The organism is Ochrobactrum teleogrylli (genome assembly GCF_006376685.1).
GTDB classification, from domain to species: domain Bacteria; phylum Pseudomonadota; class Alphaproteobacteria; order Rhizobiales; family Rhizobiaceae; genus Brucella; species Brucella teleogrylli.
Map to the genome: position 1 here is coordinate 162674 of NZ_VEWL01000010.1, position 19722 is coordinate 182395.

A 19722-nucleotide genomic window follows, 5' to 3' on the forward strand; every position below is an offset into this window, starting at 1 on the left:
CTTTCGCACTCAAGATTTCATCTTAATTATTTGTCATGCAACCAGCCATTGTCGACGCTTCGGGGACTGGTTGGCGGGGGGTCGCTTTCGCCGTAGACTTGCGCGGGTAAACAAGGGAAGCTGCGTAACTGCCGTTATTTTGTGCAACTTGTAGTTATAATTTACTGCGAGTTGAATAAGGTTTTGCTGTTTCTATCTATTTAGCTTTTATTAAATTATTTTATGTTGATATGGCATCGACGGCGTTAATATGAAAAGTAATAAAAATAAAAATCGAACGCATTTCTTCTGTCAAACAGTTGAATGCGCGTGCATGAAGCATGTTCATTCGTGATGTATATACATAAAAGTTTATCTGCTCTTGGACGGGAGGGCATATGGACTGCGGGAACACAGTTAAAACGATTAATTCCCCATCGTTGAAGAGAAAAGCATGGTTTCAGGAGAGTTTAAAATCTGCTGTTCTTTTTCCACGTAATAAAGTGGGAACTGCGGCAGTAGAGTTTGCGATACTGGCGCCGGTTTTTCTGCTGCTGCTGATGGGCGTGATCGCCTTTGGCATTTATCTTGGGGCGGCCAATGCCGTGCAGCAGCTGGCTGCGGATGCGACGCGCACGGCCCTTGCGGGCATCGATGCGGCGGAGCGGCAGACGCTTGCCACGACCTATATCCAGAAAAACGCGGCCAAATACACGCTGATCAACCCGGCGCAGATCGAGACCGCAATCGACAATGCCGCGTCGGATCCAAGCCAGTTCACAGTCACGATCAGCTATAACGCGGCCAATCTGCCGATCTGGAATCTGTTCACGGGATTGCCTTTGCCGGGCAAGACGATCACGCGCGCTTCGACAATCCGGCTCGGAGGGACATGACATGCGGGCGGGGGGCTTACGGTTTCTCAAGGCGCGCGAAGGCAATCTGGCCACGATGGCGGCCCTTATCGCGCCGCTCTTTCTGGCAATCGCCGCACTCACCATCGATTCAAGCTCGCTCTATCTGGAGCGACGGCAATTGCAGAACATGGCCGATCTGGCGGCTATCAGTGGCGCAAGCGCAATAGGCACTGCCAGCGATGCGGTGAAAAAGCAATTGCAGGCCAACGGGTTTGACCCGGTCATGATGACGGGCGCTTACGATCCGTCCGTTGTAAAAGGCAAAACCGATAATCTCACGCGTGTCTGGGTGGAAACCGGCAAATACACCGCCGATAAATCGGTGCCTGTCGGGTCACGCTTCGTGGCTGGCGGTGCAAGTCCCGATGCCGTTCGGGTGATGCTGGCAAAGCCCGGCAATCTCTATTTCGGTCAGGCGCTGATGGATCGCCCTGCGGTCAGCGCGAGCGGCATGGCCGCCTCCCATGCCGAAGCAGCCTTTTCCATCGGCTCGCGACTGGCCAGTTTGAACACGAGTGAAAGCGCTTTGAACGGACTATTGGGCGGCATGCTCAATACAACGCTCAGTCTCAAGCTGGTGGATTATAACGCCCTTGCCGCTACCGATATCAATCTGCTCGGCTTTCTCGATAAACTTGCACCGCAGGTTGGCCTGACCGCTGGGACCTATGATCAATTATTGAACACCGATGTGTCGGTGGGCGTTCTAGCAAAGGTCATGGCCGATGTCGTGACCAACAACGCAACAGCCAAGGCTGCCCTTAACGTTTTGGGTAAGAATGCTGCCGCGCTTTCAACCAAATTGCCGGTGGGCAAGCTGTTGGGGCTCGGTTCTCTTGCGAACGCCAGCCTTGGTTCAGGTGGCAATTACAACATCACGGCCAATGCATTGCAGACGATTTCCGCAGCAGCGATGCTTGGTGGGAAGCATCAGGTGGAGCTTTCTGCGCCCGTTGATCTGCTTGGACTGGTAAAGGTTTCACTTGAGGTCGCTATTGGAGAACCGGCGAAGCAAACGCCGTTCTTTCGGGTGGGGGCTCTAGGATCGCTTGTGCGTACGGCCCAGATAAGGGTGAAGCTCGTCTTGGCAATTGGCGACAGCGGCATGGGATTGAATACGTTGGCGAACATTAAGCTTCCGCTTTACATTGATATAGCTTCCGCGGAAGGCGAATTGAAAAGCATCAGTTGCCCGGCTGGTCCACAAAATGCAACGGTTGGGGTCGGGGTCAAGACTGGAATAGCGGGAATATATCTTGGTAATCTGGATATTGGTTTCAACGATTTCAGTAAGAAGCCCTTAGTAAGTAAAACGGCGATAGCCGATATTTTAGGTCTTAACTTGTTTGGTTTAAGAGTAAATCTAGCAACAGTTTTTGCGCGGGCTGAAATCCCGCTGGGAGATGACCAGCAGCGGATTGTGACATTCAGCGCCAGTGATATAGCAAGCAAAAAAGTAAAGACGGTCTCTTCATCAAAGCTGCTGTCCTCACTCACAACGGCTCTCATTAAAAATACACATGCAGAACTCAATGTTCTGCTGCTTAATGTCGACGCAACCGCAGTTGTAAGTTTACTTGGTACGTTGCTATCGCCAGTATCGGTACTCCTTGACAATCTCCTCTTTGGTCTTCTCGACCTCCTCGGTGTCAAGCTGGGTGAAGCCGACGTGCAAGTGACCGGCGTGATCTGCCAACAGGCGGCGCTGACACAGTAAAGTCCAAACGAAAAAACCGGGCATTTCGCCCGGTTTCTCATTCGCTCTATTTCGCTTGGTTATGCCGTGCCGGTCGAGCCGAAGCCGCCAGCGCCGCGCGCGGTTTCGGTGACCTCGGCGCGTTCCTCGATCTTCGGCTGCACCACGGGTGCAAAGACTGCCTGTGCGATGCGCATGCCGCGTTCAATGCGGAAATCATCGTCACCCAGATTGACCAGCAGCACCTTCACCTCGCCGCGATAATCGGAATCGATGGTTCCCGGTGTGTTGAGGCAGGTGATGCCGTTTTTGAAGGCGAGGCCGGAGCGCGGACGAATCTGCACTTCAAACCCTTCCGGGATTTCGAAGATCAGACCCGTCGGCACCAGCGTCCGGCGTCCGGGCAACAGCACGATCTGGCGGTCTTCGGCAACGGCTGCGCGCAGGTCCATACCTGCAGAACCGGAGGTCTCATAGGCGGGAAGTTCAAGGCCTTTCGCATGTTCGAGGCGAATGATGCCGAGCGTTGGTGCTTGAGCGGATGCTGCGGTCATGAGGGAGCCTTTCCTGCGGGAATTCAAATTGGCGACGCTCATACGTGAAAACAGATCAAAGGTGTACCGCCTATTTGGCGTTTTGCAATGATAGTACGGCACAGGATCATGCTTTTTTTCGTGTATAGCCGATCTGACGCTGCCGTCAGCGCAGGTCGAGCGGGACGACGGTGGTTTCCTTGATTTCCTCCATCACAAAGGAAGCCGAAACATCCGACAGCGGAACGCTGGCGATCAGCTGCTGATAGAGCCGGTCATACGCCTTCACATCGGTGACCCGCGCTTTCAGCACGTAATCGAGATCGCCGGTCATGCGGTAGACACCGACGATTTCCGGGAAACGCGCCGTGGCGTTGCGGAATTTGGCCAGCCATTCCGGATCATGGCTGGATGTGCGCACCAGAATGAACACGGACAGGCCGCAACCCGCCAGCTCGGCGTCCACCAGCGCGACGCGCGCCTTGATGATGCCTTCCTCTTCCATGCGCTTGACCCGCCGCCAGCACGCATTGCGCGACAGGTTCACGCGCTCCGACAGAGAATCAACGGACAAAGTGCCGTCAATTTGCAGTTCTCCCAATATTTTGCGATCAATTTCGTCCATAGATGCTATCATGGTGGGATGATTGTCCCAATTTTTTACAGATTTCAAGGATATTTTGAGATTTCATCTTCCTCTTTCTTGCTAAAATGATTTTCCAGAAAGGCGCTTCAGCGCAGGGCATTAGAGAATGAATTTCTCAATCAAACGGGAGCATTTGCAATGACGACGCGTATTACCCGCATTTTCACCGAGCATCCCGCATCGGTTGATGAGACCTATTTCGAGCATATGGCATTTGCATCGCGGTTTTCATTCAAACTGTTCGGGGCAGCCTTTGCTGCTTTGATCCATGCATTTTTGCCATTTTTGTTCGAAAAGACTGCAAGCACCATCGTCCGTCAGCTTTATGAGCGGACGCATAACAGAGGTCGCTAAGTTACGCGGTTTCCGCTTTCGGGCGACACGTTTATATCGGATCGCACATGTGCCGTTGGGCCGCCTATCTCGGACCTGAGACCTATCTGGAAGACATTATTTCGTCTCCCTGCCATTCGCTCGTGGCGCAAAGCCACGATGCGCATGAAGCCAAAACACGCACCAATGGCGATGGTTTCGGCGTCGCCTGGTATGGGCATCGCACCGAACCGGGCCTTTATCGGGATATTCTGCCAGCCTGGTCCGATCAGAATCTTGGTAGTCTGGCGCGACAAATCAGGTCGCGCCTTTTTCTTGCGCATGTGCGCGCCTCGACGGGCGGGCTGACCAGCCGTTCCAACTGCCACCCCTTTGTTTCCGGGCGCTGGAGCTTCATGCATAACGGGCAGATCGGCAGTTTCGACCGGCTGCGCCGCAGGCTAGAAGCGCATTTGAGCGATCATGTCTACGCGCAGAAGCACGGCGCAACCGATTCCGAGCTGATCTTTCTGCTGATGCTGGAATTCGGCCTCGACAGCGATCCGGTTCAGGCCATGAAGCGCGTGGTGGCGACGATCGTGGATGAAGCCGGAAAGGCCAATGTGCCGCCGTTTCTGCGGCTGACCGCCGCCTTTTCGGACGGCAATCAGCTCTATGCCATCCGCTATGCCACCGACGCCTTTGCGCCGACGCTTTATACGGCAACGCTTGGCGCATCGTCCGGCATCTGTGTGGTGTCGGAGCCGCTGGATGGCGAAGCCGCCAACTGGATGGCCGTGCCGGCAAACAGTTTTGTCACTGTCTCCCGGCAGGGGCGCATCGCCATCGACGGTTTTGAGGGGACGATGGCGTCTCCTCAGGGTGTGGCAACAGTTTAGGCGTTGCCGATCAGAATACCCGCCGCCAGAACCAATGCGCCGCCCAGCACCACTTGCAGGACCGAGCGGAAGAAAGGCGTTTCCATGAAGCGGTTCTGGATAAAGGCAATCGCCCAGAGTTCAAAGAACACGATGACTACCGCGAGAGATGTAGCCGTCCAGAAATCCGTAATCAGATAGGGCAAAGCGTGGCCGAGGCCGCCCAGCGCCGTCATGATACCGCAGGACAGGCCGCGTTTGATCGGCGAACCACGGCCAGACAGTTTGCCGTCATCATGAATGGCTTCCGTGAAACCCATTGAGATACCCGCGCCGACCGAGGCAGACAGGCCGACCAGAAAAGTCTGCCAGGTGTCCTGCGTAGCAAAGGCGGCAGCAAAGATCGGCGCAAGGGTGGAGACCGAGCCGTCCATCAGACCCGCAAGGCCGGGCTGCACATAGGTGAGGATGAACTGCTTGCGCTCCAGCGCACGCTCCTCGTCCTGTACGGTTTTGGGCGTCAGCTCATGTTCCAGCGATTCGGCTTTAACCTCGTGCTGCTTTTCCTGAAGCGCCAGATCGCCCAAAAGCTTGCGCGTGGCCGCATCTGTGACGCGCTTTGCGGCCTCGACATAGAAGCGATAGGCCTGATCTTCCATCTCGGAGGCCGCGTCGCGCACCTTGTCGATGCCCAGCGGACGCACCAGCCAGTCGGGCTTGCGGTCGTAATAGCCGCTGACATGCTCGCGGCGGATCAGCGGAATATGGTCGCCGAAACGCGCGCGGTGCCGCTCGATCAGCGCATCGCGGTGCCCATGTTCCTCCGCCGCCATCTGCTCGAAAATCTTCGCCGATTGCGGGAATTCTTCGCGCAAGCCATCGGCATAGGCGAGATAGATGCGCGCATCGTCCTCTTCAGACGAGATGGCAAGCGCAAGGATTTCCTGTTCGGAAAGCGAATCGAACGGGCGACGACCGTTGCGGAAAAAGCGACTCAGCATGATCAAATCCATCAGTTTAGAATTATTCTAAAGTTATAATGAGTCAGCTGAAAGTCAAGTCTTGCGGTGCGGGCCTGTTTGGCGCATTACATTTCGGCCCCGGTAAAACGGGGTTTTGTAAAGCAATGACCTGACGGAAGAGCCAGAAAAGAACAGGATCGATGGCATCGATGAACACGCAAGCGCAAGGCATTAGCCCCCGTCCGCTCAATGGACAGGATTTCCGCACCCTTGGTCTTTCGGCCCTTGGCGGCGCGCTGGAGTTCTATGATTTCATCATCTTCGTGTTCTTTGCCAGCGTCATCGGGCATCTGTTTTTTCCGCCGGATATGCCGGACTGGCTGGTCATGATCCAGACTTTCGGGATTTTCGCAGCCGGTTATCTGGTGCGCCCTGTCGGCGGCATCGTGCTGGCGCATTTCGGCGACAAGTTTGGGCGCAAGCGGGTTTTCGCTTTCTCGGTGTTCCTGATGTCGATCTCGACATTGGCCATGGCCTGCCTGCCCACTTATGCGACGCTGGGTGTCGGAGCGCCGATCCTGCTCATCGTGTTTCGCATGTTGCAGGGCGCGGCCATTGGCGGCGAGGTTCCCGGCGCGTGGACCTTTGTGGCGGAACATGTGCCTGCCAATCGGGTCGGCATGGCCTGCGGCTTTCTCTGTTCCGGCCTGACGCTCGGCATCATGATTGGTTCGCTGATCGCTACAGCCATCAACTGGATTTTCACCCCGGAAGAACTCTCCGCCTATGCATGGCGCATTCCGTTCTTCATCGGCGGTATTTTTGGTCTGCTCGCGGTTTATCTGCGGCGCTGGCTGGCAGAAACCCCGATCTTCACCGCGATGAAGAACAGCCATTTGCTGAAAGACAAGCTGCCGCTGAAGACCGTTCTGCGCGAGCATATGCACGGTGTCATCATCTCCGTGCTTCTGACCTGGATCTTGTCAGCCGGTATCGTTGTGACCACGTTGATGACGGCGACTTTCCTGCAAAAGCTCTATGGTTATACGCCTTTGCAGTCGCTTGCCGCGACCAGCTTCGGCACGCTTTTCCTGATGTTCGGAACTGTGACTGCCGGTTCTATCGTTGACCGTATCGGCAGCGGACGTTTCTTCGCGGTGGCCGGTGTTTTCTTCGGCATTGCCACCTTCGTTTTCTACAGCTTTGCCGGTACGTCGCTGCCGGTGCTGTTTGCGCTTTATGCGGTGATGGGACTTTCCGTCGGTATGGTTGGCGCGGTGCCCTATGTCATGGTGCGCGCATTCCCGGCCCCGGTGCGGTTCTCCGGCCTGTCTTTCTCCTATAACATTTCCTATGCGGTGTTCGGTGGCCTGACGCCGGTGATCGTGACGACGATGCTGGCGGTCAACCCGATGGCCCATGCCTGGTATCTGGTGTTTATCGCGGTGCTGACCTCCGGGCTCGGTTTCTACCTCATGGCGCGCAGCGACCGGGTGGAAGGCGCAATCGGCCTTGATGATTTGTCGGTCGTAGACGCTGTTCCACACAGGAGCTAACAAAAAGGGCCGCATCAGCGGCCCTTTTCTTTTCGTGTTTAATGCGCCGCCAGTTTGGCAGTGCTCAAGTTCTTGTCGTGAACGGCGAAGCGGTCGATCATGTCGGCGCTGGCTTCGTTGAAGCCTGTCACCGACACGTTGGTGCCGCCGGTACGATATTTCATCACCACCTTGTCGAGCGCGCCGACTGCGGTAATGTCCCACAGATGTGCATGGCTGACATCGATGGTGACCTTCTTCGCAGGCTTGGAGAAATCAAACGCGGCGATAAAATTCTGCGCCGAAGCGAAGAAAATCTGGCCCTGAACAGTATAGATGCGTTCGCTGCCGTCGCTGTTTTCGGCCTCGGAGACGCGGAACATCTTGGCGACCTTGCCCGCAAAGAACACGCCGGAAAGCAGAACGCCGACCAGAACGCCTTTGGCCAGATCATGCGTTGAGACGACGGTGACCACCGTTGCCAGCATGACGAAGGACGAGGATGGCGGGTTACGACGCAGATCGAGGATAGACCGCCACGAGAATGTGCCGATGGATACCATGATCATCACCGCCACCAGTGCCGCCATCGGAATGATGCGCACGAGATCGTCGAGCACCAGAATCAGGAACAGCAGGAAGGCGCCCGCCACGAAGGTCGAAAGCCTGCCGCGTCCGCCGGACGAAACATTGATCACCGACTGCCCGATCATGGCGCAGCCGCCCATGCCGCCGATCAGCGCCGAGGCGATATTGCTCGTGCCCTGACCGATACATTCCTGGCTTTTGTTGCTGGGCGTGTCGGTCATGTCGTCAACAATCTGGGCAGTCATCAGCGATTCGAGCAGCCCGACCGCCGCGAGCGTGATCGAATAAGGCAGGATGATCTGCAAGGTTTCGAGCGTTACCGGCACTTGCGGCAATGCGAAGACCGGCAATGCGGATGGCAATTCGCCGAGATCGCCCACGGTGCGAAGATCCATCCCGCTCCACCAGGCCAGTGCGGTGAGAACCGCAATGGCGACCAGCGGCGAGGGGATCGCCTTGGTCAGTCGCGGGAACAGATAGATGATGGCGAGGCCACCCGCGATCATCCAATAGGTCTGGACCGGCACATGAATCAGCTCTGGTAGTTGTGCCATGAAAATGAGGATCGCCAGCGCATTAACGAAGCCGGTGATGACCGACCGCGATACAAAGCGCATCAGGCGTCCGAGCTTCAGGAAACCGGCAAGGATTTGTATTATGCCCATCAGGATTGTGGCGGCAAACAGATATTGCAGCCCGTGTTCCTTGACGAGCGAGACCATCACCACGGCGGTTGCAGCCGTGGCGGCGGAAATCATGCCGGGGCGACCGCCGGTAAAGGCGGAGACGCAGGCAATGGCGAAGGAAGCAAAAAGGCCGACTTTGGGATCGACCCCGGCGATGACCGAAAAGCCGATGGCTTCGGGAATAAGGGCAAGTGCTACGACGATGCCGGAGAGAATATCGCCGCGAATATTGGAGAACCACTCGCGGCGGTAGGCAGCAAGACGTGTCATTGAATTTTCCGCAAATAGAAGACGGGCGTTGAGAGCCGTCCGATTCAACATGGCCGATTGTAAAAATGGGAGATGTTGTTGCGTTGTCTGGCGGATAGGCGGCCAGAAGAGCCACCCGGGCTTTCACCGGGTCCTTGCGAATACACGTGTATAAACAAAAAGAACGCAGCAGGGCAATAACCCGCTGCGTTTTCTATTGGGCACTATTGCATAGATCAGAGAATCTTCTGCATGAAGGTCAGATCGAGCCAGCGTCCGAATTTCTGGCCGACTTGTTTCAAGGTGCCACAATCTTCAAAGCCCTGCGATTTATGCAGCGCGATGGACGCGGCATTGCCCGCCTCGATACCAGCCACCAGCACATGCACCTTGCGGCGGCGCGCTTCTTCCACCAATTCGGCCAGCAAGGCGCGACCGATGCCGCCGCCGCGCGCATCGCTTGCCACATAGACCGACAGTTCGGAGGAATGGCGGAAGCCTTCGAAGGGCCGGAAAGGACCATAGCTCGCATAGCCGACAACCTGGCCTTCGCGCTCGGCTGCCAGCACCGGGAAGCCGTCGCGATTGCGGCCTTCCAGCCATTGACGCCGGTTTTCCAGATCGACGAGCGTTTCATTCCAGATGGCAAGCGTGTTTTCGACCGCATCATTATAGATGGCGAGCAGCGCGGGGAGATCTGCTTCCGTCGCATGGCGGATGGAGAGGGTCATTTCAGATGCCTTTGTAAAAGAGCGTGGTGGCGCAGGGGCTGCCATCGGGAAAGAGCGCGTAATTCGGGATCACGCCGACAGGCTGCCAGTTCAGATGCGTATAGATCGCTTCGGCGGGACTGCCGGTGGCGGTGTCGAGACAGATCAGCGTTTTGCCATGCATGCGGGCTTGGGCTTCCGCCGCGGCCATCAGCTTGCGGGCAAGGCCGAGGCCGCGCGCCTTGCGGTGGATCAGCAGCTTTTTCAGATCGGCGCGATGCGGCTGATTGGGCATTTGGGAGAGACCAAGCTGCACCGTGCCGACGATCGCGCCGTCATGCTCAGCGACGATAAGCAGCGTCTCGCCGTTCTCCGTCTCGCGGGCGATGCGGGTCCAGTAAGGCGTAAAATCCTGCGGCTCACAGGGTGCCATGAACCCGACCGATGCGCCACCCATGACGCAGTCGGCAAGAATTTCGGCGAGCGCCGGAATGGCTCGTTTCGCTTCTTCTGCATTGAGAACGTGGATCATCGGACGGTCTTTCAGAGGTTGCTGCGGCGTTCGAGCACAATGGCATAGCGTGCAGGGGTCGAACCTGGATTGTGAAAAGTGATGCCCGCCATGATCGGCATATAAAGGCAGTCGCCGGGCTTGAGGCTATAATGCGTGTCGCCGACGGTCATTTCCATGGCACCGGCAAAGAGCCACATATGCTGGGTGATACCGGCATTGGCGGTCTGCGGCGCAAAGGACACTTTCGCGCCAGCGGGAAATTCGACCTCGATCATGTCGACATTCGATCCGGTGCCGGGCGGGGAGACCGACCGGCGCACATAGCCGGTATCCGGGTCGCGCCAGACCGGCTGGCGATCATGCGGCAGATAGGGCGAGGGCGGGGCTTCCGCATCGCCAAAAAATGCTGATAGCGACGTGCCAAGGGCGGCGCAAATGCGCGCCAGTAGCTGGGCCGTCGGACTTGTCTCGCCGCGCTCGATCCGCGAGATCATGGCGCGGCTGACACCGGAAGCATCGCCCAGTGCATCCAGCGTCATGCCTTGCGCCAGACGCAGGCGGCGCAGGTTCTCACCAATGGCGTTGTCGAGTTGTTCGATTGCGTTTTCCATTATGTTAGAAATAATATCTATTATAATGGAGTCAAGCGATTTCGCATATGAAAAACGGCGGGATTTCTCCCGCCGCATTCAATCTGTTTCTACGATCAAAGCCCGAGGCTCAGGCAGTGACCTCGCTCCCTCATCCTGAGCCGGTGCGAAGCACCGTGTCGAAGGGCGAGGGCAGGCGCTGGGTTCGCTTTCCCTCGTCCTTCGAGACGCCGTTTTCAACGGCTCCTCAGGATGAGGGAAGGGGACGTCGGTGCATTAAACCGATCAGCCTTGCGCCTTCAGTTCCAAGCGGCGGCGATGCAGGACCGGCTCGGTATAGCCGTTCGGCTGTTCGCGGCCTTTGAAGACGAGATCGCAGGCGGCCTGGAAGGCGATGGACTTGTCGAAATTGGCAGCCATCGGGCGATACAGCGCATCGCCTTCATTCTGCTTGTCGACGACAGCGGCCATGCGCTTCATGGTTTCCATGACCTGCGCTTCCGTGACAACGCCATGGTAGAGCCAGTTCGCAATGTGCTGGGCGGAAATGCGCAGTGTCGCACGGTCTTCCATCAGGCCGACATTGTTGATGTCCGGCACCTTCGAGCAGCCGACGCCCTGATCGACCCAGCGCACGACATAGCCGAGAATCCCTTGCGCGTTGTTGTCGATTTCCTTTTGGATATCTTCCGGCGTCCAATTCGGACGGCTGGCGACCGGCACCGACAGAATGTCGTCGAGCTTGGCGCGCGGGCGGTTCTTGAGCTTTGCCTGAACGGCCGCAACGTCCACTTGGTGATAGTGGGTGGCATGCAGCGTGGCAGCGGTCGGTGACGGCACCCATGCGGTGTTCGCGCCAGCCTTCGGATGAGCGATCTTCTGCTCCAGCATTGCCGCCATCAGGTCGGGCATGGCCCACATGCCCTTGCCGATCTGCGCGTGGCCGGAAAGGCCGCATTCGAGACCGATATCGACATTCCACTGCTCATAGGCACCGATCCAGGCGGCCTGCTTCATGTCGCCCTTGCGGATCATCGGGCCAGCTTCCATCGAGGTATGAATCTCGTCGCCGGTGCGGTCGAGGAAGCCGGTATTGATGAACACGACGCGATCCTTGGCGGCGCGAATGGCTTCCTTGAGGTTGATCGTCGTGCGGCGTTCCTCATCCATCACGCCCATTTTGAGCGTGTTGGGCTGCATGCCGAGCAGTTCTTCGGTCCGGGTGAAGATTTCATTGGCGAAAGCCACTTCTTCCGGGCCATGCATCTTCGGCTTGACGATATAGACCGAGCCTTCGCGTGAGTTCATGTGACGGCCATTCGGGCCGATATCGTGCAAGGCGATCAGGCTGGTAAAGGCGGCATCCATGATGCCTTCCGGCACTTCATTGCCGTCAGTGTCGAGAATGGCCGGATTGGTCATCAGGTGCCCGACATTGCGAACCAGCATCAGCGAGCGGCCCTTGAGCGTCAGGTCGGAGCCATCGGCGGCGCGATAGCTGCGGTCGCCATTGAGACGGCGCGTCATCTGCTTGCCGTTCTTTTCGAACGTGTCTTCCAGCTTGCCGTTCATCAGGCCGAGCCAGTTGCGATAGACCGCAACCTTGTCCTCGGCATCGACGGCGGCAATCGAATCTTCGCAATCCTGAATCGTGCTGATGGCCGATTCCAGAACCATATCTGCAATATGCGCCGGATCGGTCTTGCCGATCGGATGGTCGGCATTGACGACGATATCGACATGCATGTTGTTCTTGGCCAGCAGCACATTAGTCGGGTTGGCGGCGTCGCCATTATAGCCCTTGAACTGGCTGGCATCTTTCAGAACCGTCGCGGAACCGTTCGTCAGCTTGATGTCGAGCTTGCCATCCTTGACGGCAAGGCCAGCGACGTCGGCCCATTTGCCGGAGGCGAGCGGCGCGCTTTCATCGAGGAAATTCTTCGCCCAGGCGATGACTTTCTCGCCGCGCTTCGGATTGTAGCCCTTGCCCTTTTCCGCGCCATCGGCATCGGAAATCGCGTCGGTGCCGTAAAGCGCATCATAAAGCGAACCCCAACGCGCATTGGCAGCGTTGAGGGCGTAGCGGGCGTTCATGACCGGGACGACAAGCTGCGGACCGGCAATATGGGTGATTTCCGGATCGACATTGGCGGTCGAAACGGTGAACTCCCCGCCTTCCGGCAGGAGATAGCCGATGTCCTTCAGGAACTGCTGGTATTCCGCCTGGCTATAGCCTTTGTCGCGGTTTTCCTTGTACCAGCTGTCGATCTTCGCCTGCATGTCGTCGCGCTTTTTCAGAAGCGCACGGTTCTTCGGGGCAAGATCGCGAACGATTGCGGCAAAACCTTTCCAGAACTTGTCCGGGTCTACGCCGGTGCCGGGCGCGGCCTCCTTGGCCAGAAACTCCACGAGTTCAGGGGCAACACGCAAACCTTCGATTTCGACGTAATTGCTCATGGCTTGGCCTCCTTCAGAATAAATACAACTACCGCCAGCGCTTTTCAGGCGTCAGCTACCATGCTGCCTTTGAACCGCTTTGGCGCGCTTTCGTCAATCGACGCGGCGGCACATCATCTGTGACGCTGGGGAGAAAATAAATCACAACTTTAAGGTGTGTCTTATTTGGTCCGGCGTCCATCCCTGTTCACGCAGCGATGCAAGAGCGGTATCCTTGCGGCTTTTCGACAGTTTCAGCCCATCGTCGCCCAGCACGAGGTCATGATGGTGATAATGCGGCTCCGGCAGACCGAGAAGCTTTTGCAGGAGGCGGTGCACAGCGGTCGCGTGGAAGAGATCGCGGCCACGCACGACATGGGTGACGCCTTGCAGGGCGTCGTCCACCACCACAGAAAGATGATAGCTGGTCGGCGTGTCCTTGCGTGCGATGATCACATCACCCCATCGGGCGGGATCGGCGGCAATGCGCCCGGTCTCGCCATCCGGTCCGGCGCCGTTTTCTTCCCAGAACAACGTTTCACCCACGGTGGCCAGCGCCTTTTCCATGTCGAGACGCCAGGCATAAGGGACGCCGGATACGATCCGTTCCAGCCGGTGCGCTTCATTGAGGTTGCGTTCGCCCTTTGGATAAAGCGGCGTGCCGTCCGGGTCCGACGGCCAGACCTTGCCCCTGGCGTGGGCTTCGCCAATCCGCTCGCGCACTTCGCCACGACTGAGAAAGGCCGGATAGACAAGGCCCTTGTCGGCAAGCTTTGTCAGCGCATTGCGATATTCGCCAAAATGTTCCGACTGGCGGCGTACAGGCCTTTCCCATGACAGGCCGAGCCAGTGCAGGTCGTCGTAAATGCCCTGTTCCAGCGCAGGCGTGCAGCGCGCCGTGTCGATGTCTTCCATGCGTAATAGAAAACGACCGTCGCCTTCGTTCGCCATGCGTGCATTGAGAAGAGCTGAATAGGCATGGCCGAGGTGCAATTGGCCATTGGGGCTGGGGGCAAAGCGAAAGACGGGTCTGGTCATGATCATGTCAGTTGATTGTCATCTGAGCACATTGGTACTTTGTCGGCGATTGAAATGAAAGGCCACAGCATGCAGCGCATCGATACATTGGAGGATATAGAGGCTGGCCTTGAAGCGCTGGTTTTGGCCGATATGCGTCTGGCCGATATTCGCAGCCGCGCTCATGCGGTTCCGCTGCGTCGCTCACCACCAGGGTTCGAAAGTCTGGCTTCCATCATCGTGGCGCAGCAGGTTTCAACTGCAAGCGCTGCGGCCATCTGGGGGCGGTTGAAACAGGTGATCGATCCGCTGACGCCGCAGGCCTATATTGCTGGCGGCGAAGAGGCGTGGCGCTTTGCCGGGCTGTCTCGGCCCAAGCAGAGGACGCTTCTGGCTGTCTCGCAGGCACTGGTGGATGACGGGATCGATCTGCACGGGCTTTGCGATCTGCCTGCGGAGGAGGCGATAGCTGCGCTCACCGCTATCAAGGGCATCGGGCCGTGGACGGCGGAAGTCTATCTGCTGTTTGCCGCCGGTCACCCGGACGTGTTTCCGGCGGGTGACGTGGCGCTGCAAGCTGCCGTCGGTCATGCCTTTGCCCATGAAACGCGCCCGGATGCTGTGGCGCTGCGCAAGCTTGCGGAAGACTGGGCGCCGTGGCGCGGCGTGGCGGCGCGATTATTCTGGGCCTATTACACGGCAATCAAGGGGCGCGAGGCGGCCCCACTTTTGTAGATGCATCTGTAAATGTTGCGTGTTTCCGGTGGCACAAATGCGTTTCCGCTTCACAATCCTGTCACGTCGGGCTTACATTATCGCCATCAGCTGATGACGGTATTTCGATTCGCAGAAGCTTGATTTTCTGCTGATTGCAGTCCCGTCCTCGCGAGGTTGGAGCGTCGTTGTTGCGCCCACAATGGACGCGCGGCGCTCCGATGAAGAGCGCAATTCCGCTTGGAAAGTCGTCGTTTCGCCCTTTCTCGGAGTTGCTCTGAAGGAGGTGCGTCCTTGACCATTGCAGTCTCACCCCGGACCGTCTCGACGAGTGGCTTGCCCGCTCTGGTCCTCAATGCGGATTATCGTCCGCTCAGCTATTACCCCTTGTCGCTCTGGTCATGGCAGGATGCGATCAAGGCGGTCTTTCTCGAACGCGTGAATATCGTCGCGGAATACGACCAGATCGTTTCCTCGCCGTCTTTCTCCATGCGTGTTCCGAGCGTGATCTGCCTGAAGGATTATGTGAAGCCGCCGCGCTATCCGGCGTTTACGCGCTTCAATCTTTTCCTGCGTGATCGTTTCGAGTGCCAGTATTGCGGCTCGCCGCATGATCTGACCTTCGATCACGTCACCCCGCGTTGCCATGGCGGCGAGACGACGTGGGAAAATGTGGTCGCCGCCTGTTCACCATGCAATCTGCGCAAGGGCGGTCTCATGCCTGCGGCTGCGCATATGTGGCCGCGCCAGAAGCCGGTCATGCCGACCGTGCAGGATCTGCACAATAATGGTCGCCTTTTCCCGCCCAACCATCTGCATGATAGCTGGCTCGATTTTCTCTATTGGGATGTCGAACTGGAGCCTTGACGCATGTTGCGCAAAACTGCGTAGCAATCCTGCGACAACATCATGCGAAAAAAGAAGACCTAAGCCCCTCAGAATCTTCCCTTACTTGCCACTCTTCGCAAAAGCGCCGTAGTAGCCGATGGCTGCAAAGAACAGGCTTGCGACGATATTCCATCCGGCAAAGGACAGACCAAGGAAAAAGCCGGGTGCGCTGTCGCATGCGGGCGGGCGCGTATTGAGATCGCCCAGAAGGTTGCCCGCGTCCAGCGTGACTTTCATCGTCGCCGCGCTGCAATCGGCCGGGCCCGGCCAGTACTTCAGCTCAACACCCGTATGATAGACCGCCAGCGCCAGACCATAGGTCATCAAAAGCGCGCCGATCAGGATGAGGCCGCGCGTCAGGATCGGCGGCCATTTCAAGCCGTAGGAAAGCCAGGCCGCAGCCAGAACCGGAACGCCGATATAATAAGGCGTGCGCTGTTCAAGGCAGAGTTTGCACGGCATGAAACCGGCAATATGCTCGAAACCGAGCGCGGTGCCGACAGTTGCGGCCAGTCCGAAGGTCATGATGCCTGCGGTCCATGCCTGTGTTTTGCCAACCGGGTTATTGAGTGCAAATGCCATATGAAAATTCCTGACGCGGCTCTTTATGTGCAGCTAAACTAAGATAGAGACTTGTTTCCAAGCAATTTATTTTGACCGGCGTGAGGCAGCCGGCTCAGGCGTGAAGATATTTCACAGCAAAAAACAGGGCGATCAGCAAGACCGCCACGGCGCTGGCGATCAGGCCAAGGCGCTTTTCGATAAAATGGCGGATCGGCTCGCCATAACGGCGCAGCAGCCAGGCCAGGAAATAGAAGCGCGCACCGCGCGCAACAATGGCCGATGCGATGAACAGCCAGATATTGACGCCAGCCGCTCCCGACAGGATTGTCACAACCTTGATCGGCGGGAGATGGGCGAGGCCCGATGTGATCAGCATCAGCAAAATGGTGTCGGCGCTGGTCGTGCCGCGCAGTTGCTCGAACGTATCCAGCTTGCCATACATTTCCAGCACCGGCTTGGCGATCTGTTCATAGGCATGATAGCCGAGATACCAGCCTGCGATGCCGCCCAGCACCGATGCAACGGTTGCGATGAAGGCATAGCGCCAGGCGCGTTCCGGACGAGCCAGCGCCATCGGCAGGAACAGAACGTCTGCCGGGACAAGGAAAACCGAACTCTCCACGAAAGCGATGATCGCCAGCCACCATTCGGCTGATTTTCTTGCGGCAAGCGAAATAGTCCAGTCGTATAGGCGGCGCAGCATGGATTGTCCGGATAATGTGCGGCGGATAGCCGTCGTTGCGGTTGCACCGTCTATAAATAAAAAAGACGGCGCGAACAATCCGCACCGTCTCTTCATTGGCTTATATCAATCAGCGCTTATAGGCGCTGCAGATATATTTGGTTTCGAGATATTCCTCGATGCCGTATTTGGAGCCTTCGCGACCAAGTCCGGATTGCTTGACGCCGCCGAACGGCGCGACTTCATTGGAGATCAGGCCGGTATTGTGGCCGACCATGCCGTATTCGAGCCCTTCGCTGACGCGGATCGCACGGCTGAAGTTCTCCGTATAGAAGTAAGCGGCGAGACCGAAGATCGTGTCGTTGGCCATGGCCAGCACTTCCTCTTCCGTGTCGAAGGCAAAGAGCGGCGCGAGCGGGCCGAAAGTTTCCTCCTGCGCAACGGCCATGTCCGAGGTCACGCCGGTGAGAACAGCCGGTTCGAAGAACAGGCCGCCCAGTTCCTTGCCGCCGGTGATGAGCTTTGCACCCTTCGAAACCGCGTCTTCAATATGCGCCTTGACCTTGGTGATCGCCTTTTCCTCGATCATCGGGCCGATGACCACACCCGGTTCGGTGCCGTTGCCGACCTTCAGCGCCTTGACCTTCTCCGCGAGCTTTTCAGCAAATTTGTCGTAAACGCCGCGCTGAACATAAATGCGGTTGGCGCAAACGCAGGTCTGACCGGCATTGCGATATTTGGAAATCATCGCGCCTTCGACAGCGGCGTCGAGATCGGCGTCGTCAAAGACGATGAATGGCGCATTGCCGCCGAGTTCCAGCGACACTCTTTTGATCGTTGGTGCGCACTGGGCCATCAGCAGGCGGCCCACTTCTGTGGAGCCGGTGAAAGAGAGCTTGCGTACAGTATCATTGCTGGTGAGTTCCGCGCCGATTTCGCGTGCCTTGCCGGTCACGATCTGCAAGACACCGGCAGGGATGCCAGCCTTTTCAGCCAGCACGCCAAGCGCCAGAGCCGTCAGCGGGGTCAGATCGGCAGGACGCACGATCATCGTGCAGCCAGCCGCGAGTGCCGGTGCAGCCTTGCGGGTGATCATGGCGGCAGGGAAGTTCCACGGCGTGATCGCGGCGGTGACGCCAACCGGCTGGCGGATCACCGTCAGGCGCTGACCGGCCTGCGGGGCGGGGATGGTGTCGCCATAGACGCGCTTGGCTTCTTCCGCAAACCATTCAATGAAAGACGCGGCATAAAGCACTTCACCGCGCGCTTCGGCCAAAGGCTTGCCCTGTTCCGATGTCATGATCAGCGCAATGTCATCGGCATTGGCGACAATGAGGTCGAACCACTTGCGCATGATGCCCGCGCGTTCCTTGGCGGTTTTCGCGGCCCAGGCGGGAAGCGCCTTGGCGGAGGCGTCGATGACTTCCTTGATCGTGTCTACCGACAGCGACGGAACCGTGCCGACCACAGAGCCATCAGCCGGGTTGGTGACATTAATGGTCTTGCCGTCAGCCGCGTCGATCCAGCGACCGTCGACCAGGCATTTCGATTGAAGCAGCGAAGGGTCTTTCAAGGTGATCATGTCTGATGTTCCGTCCCAGTCTTGCATGGATTGTTTGTTCAGTATATTGAACACGCTTCGATATATTGAATTAAACAGATCATGGCGGCCAAAGTCAATCGGGAAGCCGATGATCTTGTCGGGCAGATGGCGTGTCAGCATAGGAATGAAACGATGACCGAAGAGGCAGGTTCCCTCAAACTGGTTCCGGCGGTCATGCGCGCCGCACAGATACTGGATCTTATCGCCAAGGCCGGTGCCGGCATGGGCGGGGCACTGAAACTATCCGATATTGCGCGTCAGGCCGGGCTGCCCAAAAGCAGCGTGCACGGGCTTTGCCAGACGCTGGTTCATCTGAAGCTTCTGAAGTTCAATAGCGACGGCAGCTTTTCCATGGGGCCACAATCGGTGCGCTGGGCAAATGCCTTTCTGGCGGGCAGCGATATTGTCGAAGTGTTTCATGAGGCGGTGGCGCAGGCAGAGGGGCTTGGCGCCTACACGCTGACGCTTTCTCATCTGGAGGGACCGGATGTCATTTATCTGTCCTGCCGCAATTCGTCCGCGCCGCTTGGGATAACGTTCCGCATCGGCATGCGCGTCCCCGCAGTCTTTACGGCAACGGGCAAGGCCATGCTCGCGGCAATGCCGAATGACGAGCGCGCACGTCATCTTCCCGCACATTGGCCGGAACTCGCTACACCAGCCAGCGTCGCTTCGCTGAAGGCGCTCGAAGGCGAGATGTCCGGCATAAGAGAGAAGGGCTATTCCCTTGATGACGGCCAGTTGCGCGAAGGCATGTTCTGCATTGGCGCGGCAATCTACGAACAGCCAAACCGACCGAGCGCGGGGATTGCTCTTTCCATGATGGCTGCAGAGGCCCGTCCTGAAGTGATTGAGGAGATTGGCAAACGGATGCGGGCGCTCGCGGATGATGTCGCCGAGCGAATGGGGTGGGCTTCCGCATCAGAATCGCCTGTTCAAATTGGTGAATAAGGAGTAAATTTCGATCCTTATCCCTGTGGAAAAGAAAATCGCATTTTTATCGAAAGCTGTGTTGACAGTTTG

Annotated in this window: 20 protein-coding genes and 1 other annotated feature; of the genes, 8 read left to right on the plus strand and 12 right to left on the minus strand. The window is 57.5% G+C overall.

The features are described 5' to 3' along the window. Window positions 1-482 precede the first annotated feature (482 nt). Both FIC94_RS16190 and FIC94_RS16195 read left to right on the plus strand, forming a co-directional pair. Window positions 483-875, plus strand: coding sequence for a TadE family protein (locus tag FIC94_RS16190; RefSeq protein WP_235858975.1), 393 nt, complete (start codon window positions 483-485; stop codon window positions 873-875). Window position 876: 1 nt separating this feature from the next. Further along, window positions 877-2613 carry a pilus assembly protein TadG-related protein gene (locus FIC94_RS16195; RefSeq protein ID WP_140025536.1) on the plus strand — a complete coding sequence of 579 codons (1737 nt, stop codon included), beginning with the start codon at window positions 877-879 and terminating at the stop codon, window positions 2611-2613. 59 nt (window positions 2614-2672) lie between these two features. Here the strand turns inward: FIC94_RS16195 and dut are convergent, their stop codons facing one another. Together dut and FIC94_RS16205 are read right to left on the minus strand one after the other, a co-directional pair. Next, window positions 2673-3146 (minus strand): dUTP diphosphatase, encoded by a 474-nt coding sequence (gene dut, locus FIC94_RS16200; RefSeq protein WP_140025537.1) that lies wholly within the window; start codon window positions 3144-3146, stop codon window positions 2673-2675. A 145-nt stretch (window positions 3147-3291) separates the two neighbouring features. Continuing rightward, the gene (locus FIC94_RS16205; protein ID WP_109369715.1) at window positions 3292-3762 is read right to left on the minus strand and encodes an Lrp/AsnC family transcriptional regulator; all 471 of its coding nucleotides are present in this window, start codon (window positions 3760-3762) and stop codon (window positions 3292-3294) included. 147 nt (window positions 3763-3909) lie between these two features. Here FIC94_RS16205 and FIC94_RS16210 point away from each other — a divergent pair, with 147 nt between their 5' ends. Beyond that, window positions 3910-4125, plus strand: coding sequence for a DUF6356 family protein (locus FIC94_RS16210; protein WP_109369714.1), 216 nt, complete (start codon window positions 3910-3912; stop codon window positions 4123-4125). Window positions 4126-4172: 47 nt separating this feature from the next. Next, window positions 4173-4982, plus strand: a complete 810-nt coding sequence (locus FIC94_RS16215) for a class II glutamine amidotransferase (RefSeq protein WP_109369713.1) — start codon at window positions 4173-4175, stop codon at window positions 4980-4982. Here the strand turns inward: FIC94_RS16215 and mbfA are convergent. Beyond that, window positions 4979-5962, minus strand: coding sequence for an iron exporter MbfA (mbfA, locus tag FIC94_RS16220; RefSeq protein WP_121538709.1), 984 nt, complete (start codon window positions 5960-5962; stop codon window positions 4979-4981). The genes FIC94_RS16215 and mbfA overlap by 4 nt on opposite strands. Window positions 5963-6132: 170 nt before the next feature. On the opposite strand from mbfA, the gene FIC94_RS16225 reads away from it, so the two are divergent. Next, complete coding sequence (locus FIC94_RS16225) at window positions 6133-7479, plus strand: MFS transporter (RefSeq protein WP_140025555.1); 1347 nt, start codon at window positions 6133-6135, stop codon at window positions 7477-7479. A 38-nt stretch (window positions 7480-7517) separates the two neighbouring features. Here FIC94_RS16225 and FIC94_RS16230 read toward each other — a convergent pair whose 3' ends face one another. The 6 genes from FIC94_RS16230 to gluQRS form a co-directional block, all read right to left on the minus strand. Next, window positions 7518-9002, minus strand: coding sequence for a SulP family inorganic anion transporter (locus FIC94_RS16230; protein WP_140025538.1), 1485 nt, complete (start codon window positions 9000-9002; stop codon window positions 7518-7520). A gap of 81 nt (window positions 9003-9083) precedes the next feature. Further along, window positions 9084-9139: a sequence feature (sul1 is cis-regulatory element that is thought to sense ions involved in sulfur or methionine metabolism; They are found in Alphaproteobacteria), on the minus strand. A 78-nt stretch (window positions 9140-9217) separates the two neighbouring features. Then, entirely contained in the window at window positions 9218-9712 is a 495-nt protein-coding gene (locus tag FIC94_RS16235; protein WP_140025539.1) for a GNAT family N-acetyltransferase, read from the minus strand. A gap of 1 nt (window position 9713) precedes the next feature. Continuing rightward, window positions 9714-10223, minus strand: coding sequence for a GNAT family N-acetyltransferase (locus FIC94_RS16240; RefSeq protein WP_140025540.1), 510 nt, complete (start codon window positions 10221-10223; stop codon window positions 9714-9716). 11 nt (window positions 10224-10234) lie between these two features. After that, on the minus strand, window positions 10235-10816 hold the full coding sequence (locus FIC94_RS16245; RefSeq protein ID WP_140025541.1) for a helix-turn-helix domain-containing protein: 582 nt from the start codon (window positions 10814-10816) through the stop codon (window positions 10235-10237). Window positions 10817-11080: 264 nt separating this feature from the next. Next, complete coding sequence (locus FIC94_RS16250; protein WP_140025542.1) at window positions 11081-13252, minus strand: malate synthase G; 2172 nt, start codon at window positions 13250-13252, stop codon at window positions 11081-11083. Window positions 13253-13393: 141 nt separating this feature from the next. After that, complete coding sequence (gene gluQRS, locus FIC94_RS16255) at window positions 13394-14269, minus strand: tRNA glutamyl-Q(34) synthetase GluQRS (protein WP_140025543.1); 876 nt, start codon at window positions 14267-14269, stop codon at window positions 13394-13396. A 69-nt stretch (window positions 14270-14338) separates the two neighbouring features. Between gluQRS and FIC94_RS16260 the strand changes: the two genes are divergently transcribed. Beyond that, window positions 14339-14983, plus strand: coding sequence for a DNA-3-methyladenine glycosylase family protein (locus FIC94_RS16260; RefSeq protein ID WP_140025556.1), 645 nt, complete (start codon window positions 14339-14341; stop codon window positions 14981-14983). 273 nt (window positions 14984-15256) lie between these two features. After that, window positions 15257-15829 (plus strand): HNH endonuclease, encoded by a 573-nt coding sequence (locus FIC94_RS16265; protein WP_078339434.1) that lies wholly within the window; start codon window positions 15257-15259, stop codon window positions 15827-15829. Between the two features lie 81 nt (window positions 15830-15910). Here FIC94_RS16265 and FIC94_RS16270 read toward each other — a convergent pair whose 3' ends face one another. The 3 genes from FIC94_RS16270 to FIC94_RS16280 all read right to left on the minus strand — a co-directional run bounded on the left by FIC94_RS16270 (window position 15911) and on the right by FIC94_RS16280 (window position 18678). Continuing rightward, entirely contained in the window at window positions 15911-16432 is a 522-nt protein-coding gene (locus tag FIC94_RS16270) for a disulfide bond formation protein B (RefSeq protein ID WP_109369706.1), read from the minus strand. Window positions 16433-16526: 94 nt separating this feature from the next. Further along, window positions 16527-17117: a YqaA family protein gene (locus FIC94_RS16275; protein WP_109369705.1), complete on the minus strand. Its 591-nt coding sequence runs from the start codon at window positions 17115-17117 to the stop codon at window positions 16527-16529. Between the two features lie 109 nt (window positions 17118-17226). Beyond that, on the minus strand, window positions 17227-18678 hold the full coding sequence (locus tag FIC94_RS16280; protein WP_140025544.1) for an NAD-dependent succinate-semialdehyde dehydrogenase: 1452 nt from the start codon (window positions 18676-18678) through the stop codon (window positions 17227-17229). A gap of 153 nt (window positions 18679-18831) precedes the next feature. Here FIC94_RS16280 and FIC94_RS16285 point away from each other — a divergent pair, with 153 nt between their 5' ends. Next, entirely contained in the window at window positions 18832-19650 is an 819-nt protein-coding gene (locus tag FIC94_RS16285; protein WP_140025545.1) for an IclR family transcriptional regulator, read from the plus strand. The last annotated feature ends 72 nt before the right edge of the window (window positions 19651-19722 follow it).

Excerpts from the sequence above, each read along its gene's own strand:
- FIC94_RS16210 (WP_109369714.1), top strand. The coding sequence starts at position 3,910 with ATGACGACGCGTATTACCCGCATTTTCACCGAGCATCCCGCATCGGTT.
- mbfA (WP_121538709.1), bottom strand. The coding sequence starts at position 5,962 with ATGCTGAGTCGCTTTTTCCGCAACGGTCGTCGCCCGTTCGATTCGCTT.
- FIC94_RS16205 (WP_109369715.1), bottom strand. The coding sequence starts at position 3,762 with ATGATAGCATCTATGGACGAAATTGATCGCAAAATATTGGGAGAACTG.
- FIC94_RS16270 (WP_109369706.1), bottom strand. The coding sequence starts at position 16,432 with ATGGCATTTGCACTCAATAACCCGGTTGGCAAAACACAGGCATGGACC.
- FIC94_RS16250 (WP_140025542.1), bottom strand. The coding sequence starts at position 13,252 with ATGAGCAATTACGTCGAAATCGAAGGTTTGCGTGTTGCCCCTGAACTC.
- FIC94_RS16240 (WP_140025540.1), bottom strand. The coding sequence starts at position 10,223 with ATGATCCACGTTCTCAATGCAGAAGAAGCGAAACGAGCCATTCCGGCG.
- FIC94_RS16245 (WP_140025541.1), bottom strand. The coding sequence starts at position 10,816 with ATGGAAAACGCAATCGAACAACTCGACAACGCCATTGGTGAGAACCTG.
- FIC94_RS16215 (WP_109369713.1), top strand. The coding sequence starts at position 4,173 with ATGTGCCGTTGGGCCGCCTATCTCGGACCTGAGACCTATCTGGAAGAC.
- FIC94_RS16225 (WP_140025555.1), top strand. The coding sequence starts at position 6,133 with ATGAACACGCAAGCGCAAGGCATTAGCCCCCGTCCGCTCAATGGACAG.
- FIC94_RS16285 (WP_140025545.1), top strand. The coding sequence starts at position 18,832 with ATGACCGAAGAGGCAGGTTCCCTCAAACTGGTTCCGGCGGTCATGCGC.
- dut (WP_140025537.1), bottom strand. The coding sequence starts at position 3,146 with ATGACCGCAGCATCCGCTCAAGCACCAACGCTCGGCATCATTCGCCTC.
- FIC94_RS16235 (WP_140025539.1), bottom strand. The coding sequence starts at position 9,712 with ATGACCCTCTCCATCCGCCATGCGACGGAAGCAGATCTCCCCGCGCTG.
- FIC94_RS16260 (WP_140025556.1), top strand. The coding sequence starts at position 14,339 with ATGCAGCGCATCGATACATTGGAGGATATAGAGGCTGGCCTTGAAGCG.
- FIC94_RS16230 (WP_140025538.1), bottom strand. The coding sequence starts at position 9,002 with ATGACACGTCTTGCTGCCTACCGCCGCGAGTGGTTCTCCAATATTCGC.
- FIC94_RS16195 (WP_140025536.1), top strand. The coding sequence starts at position 877 with ATGCGGGCGGGGGGCTTACGGTTTCTCAAGGCGCGCGAAGGCAATCTG.
- FIC94_RS16280 (WP_140025544.1), bottom strand. The coding sequence starts at position 18,678 with ATGATCACCTTGAAAGACCCTTCGCTGCTTCAATCGAAATGCCTGGTC.
- FIC94_RS16275 (WP_109369705.1), bottom strand. The coding sequence starts at position 17,117 with ATGCTGCGCCGCCTATACGACTGGACTATTTCGCTTGCCGCAAGAAAA.
- gluQRS (WP_140025543.1), bottom strand. The coding sequence starts at position 14,269 with ATGACCAGACCCGTCTTTCGCTTTGCCCCCAGCCCCAATGGCCAATTG.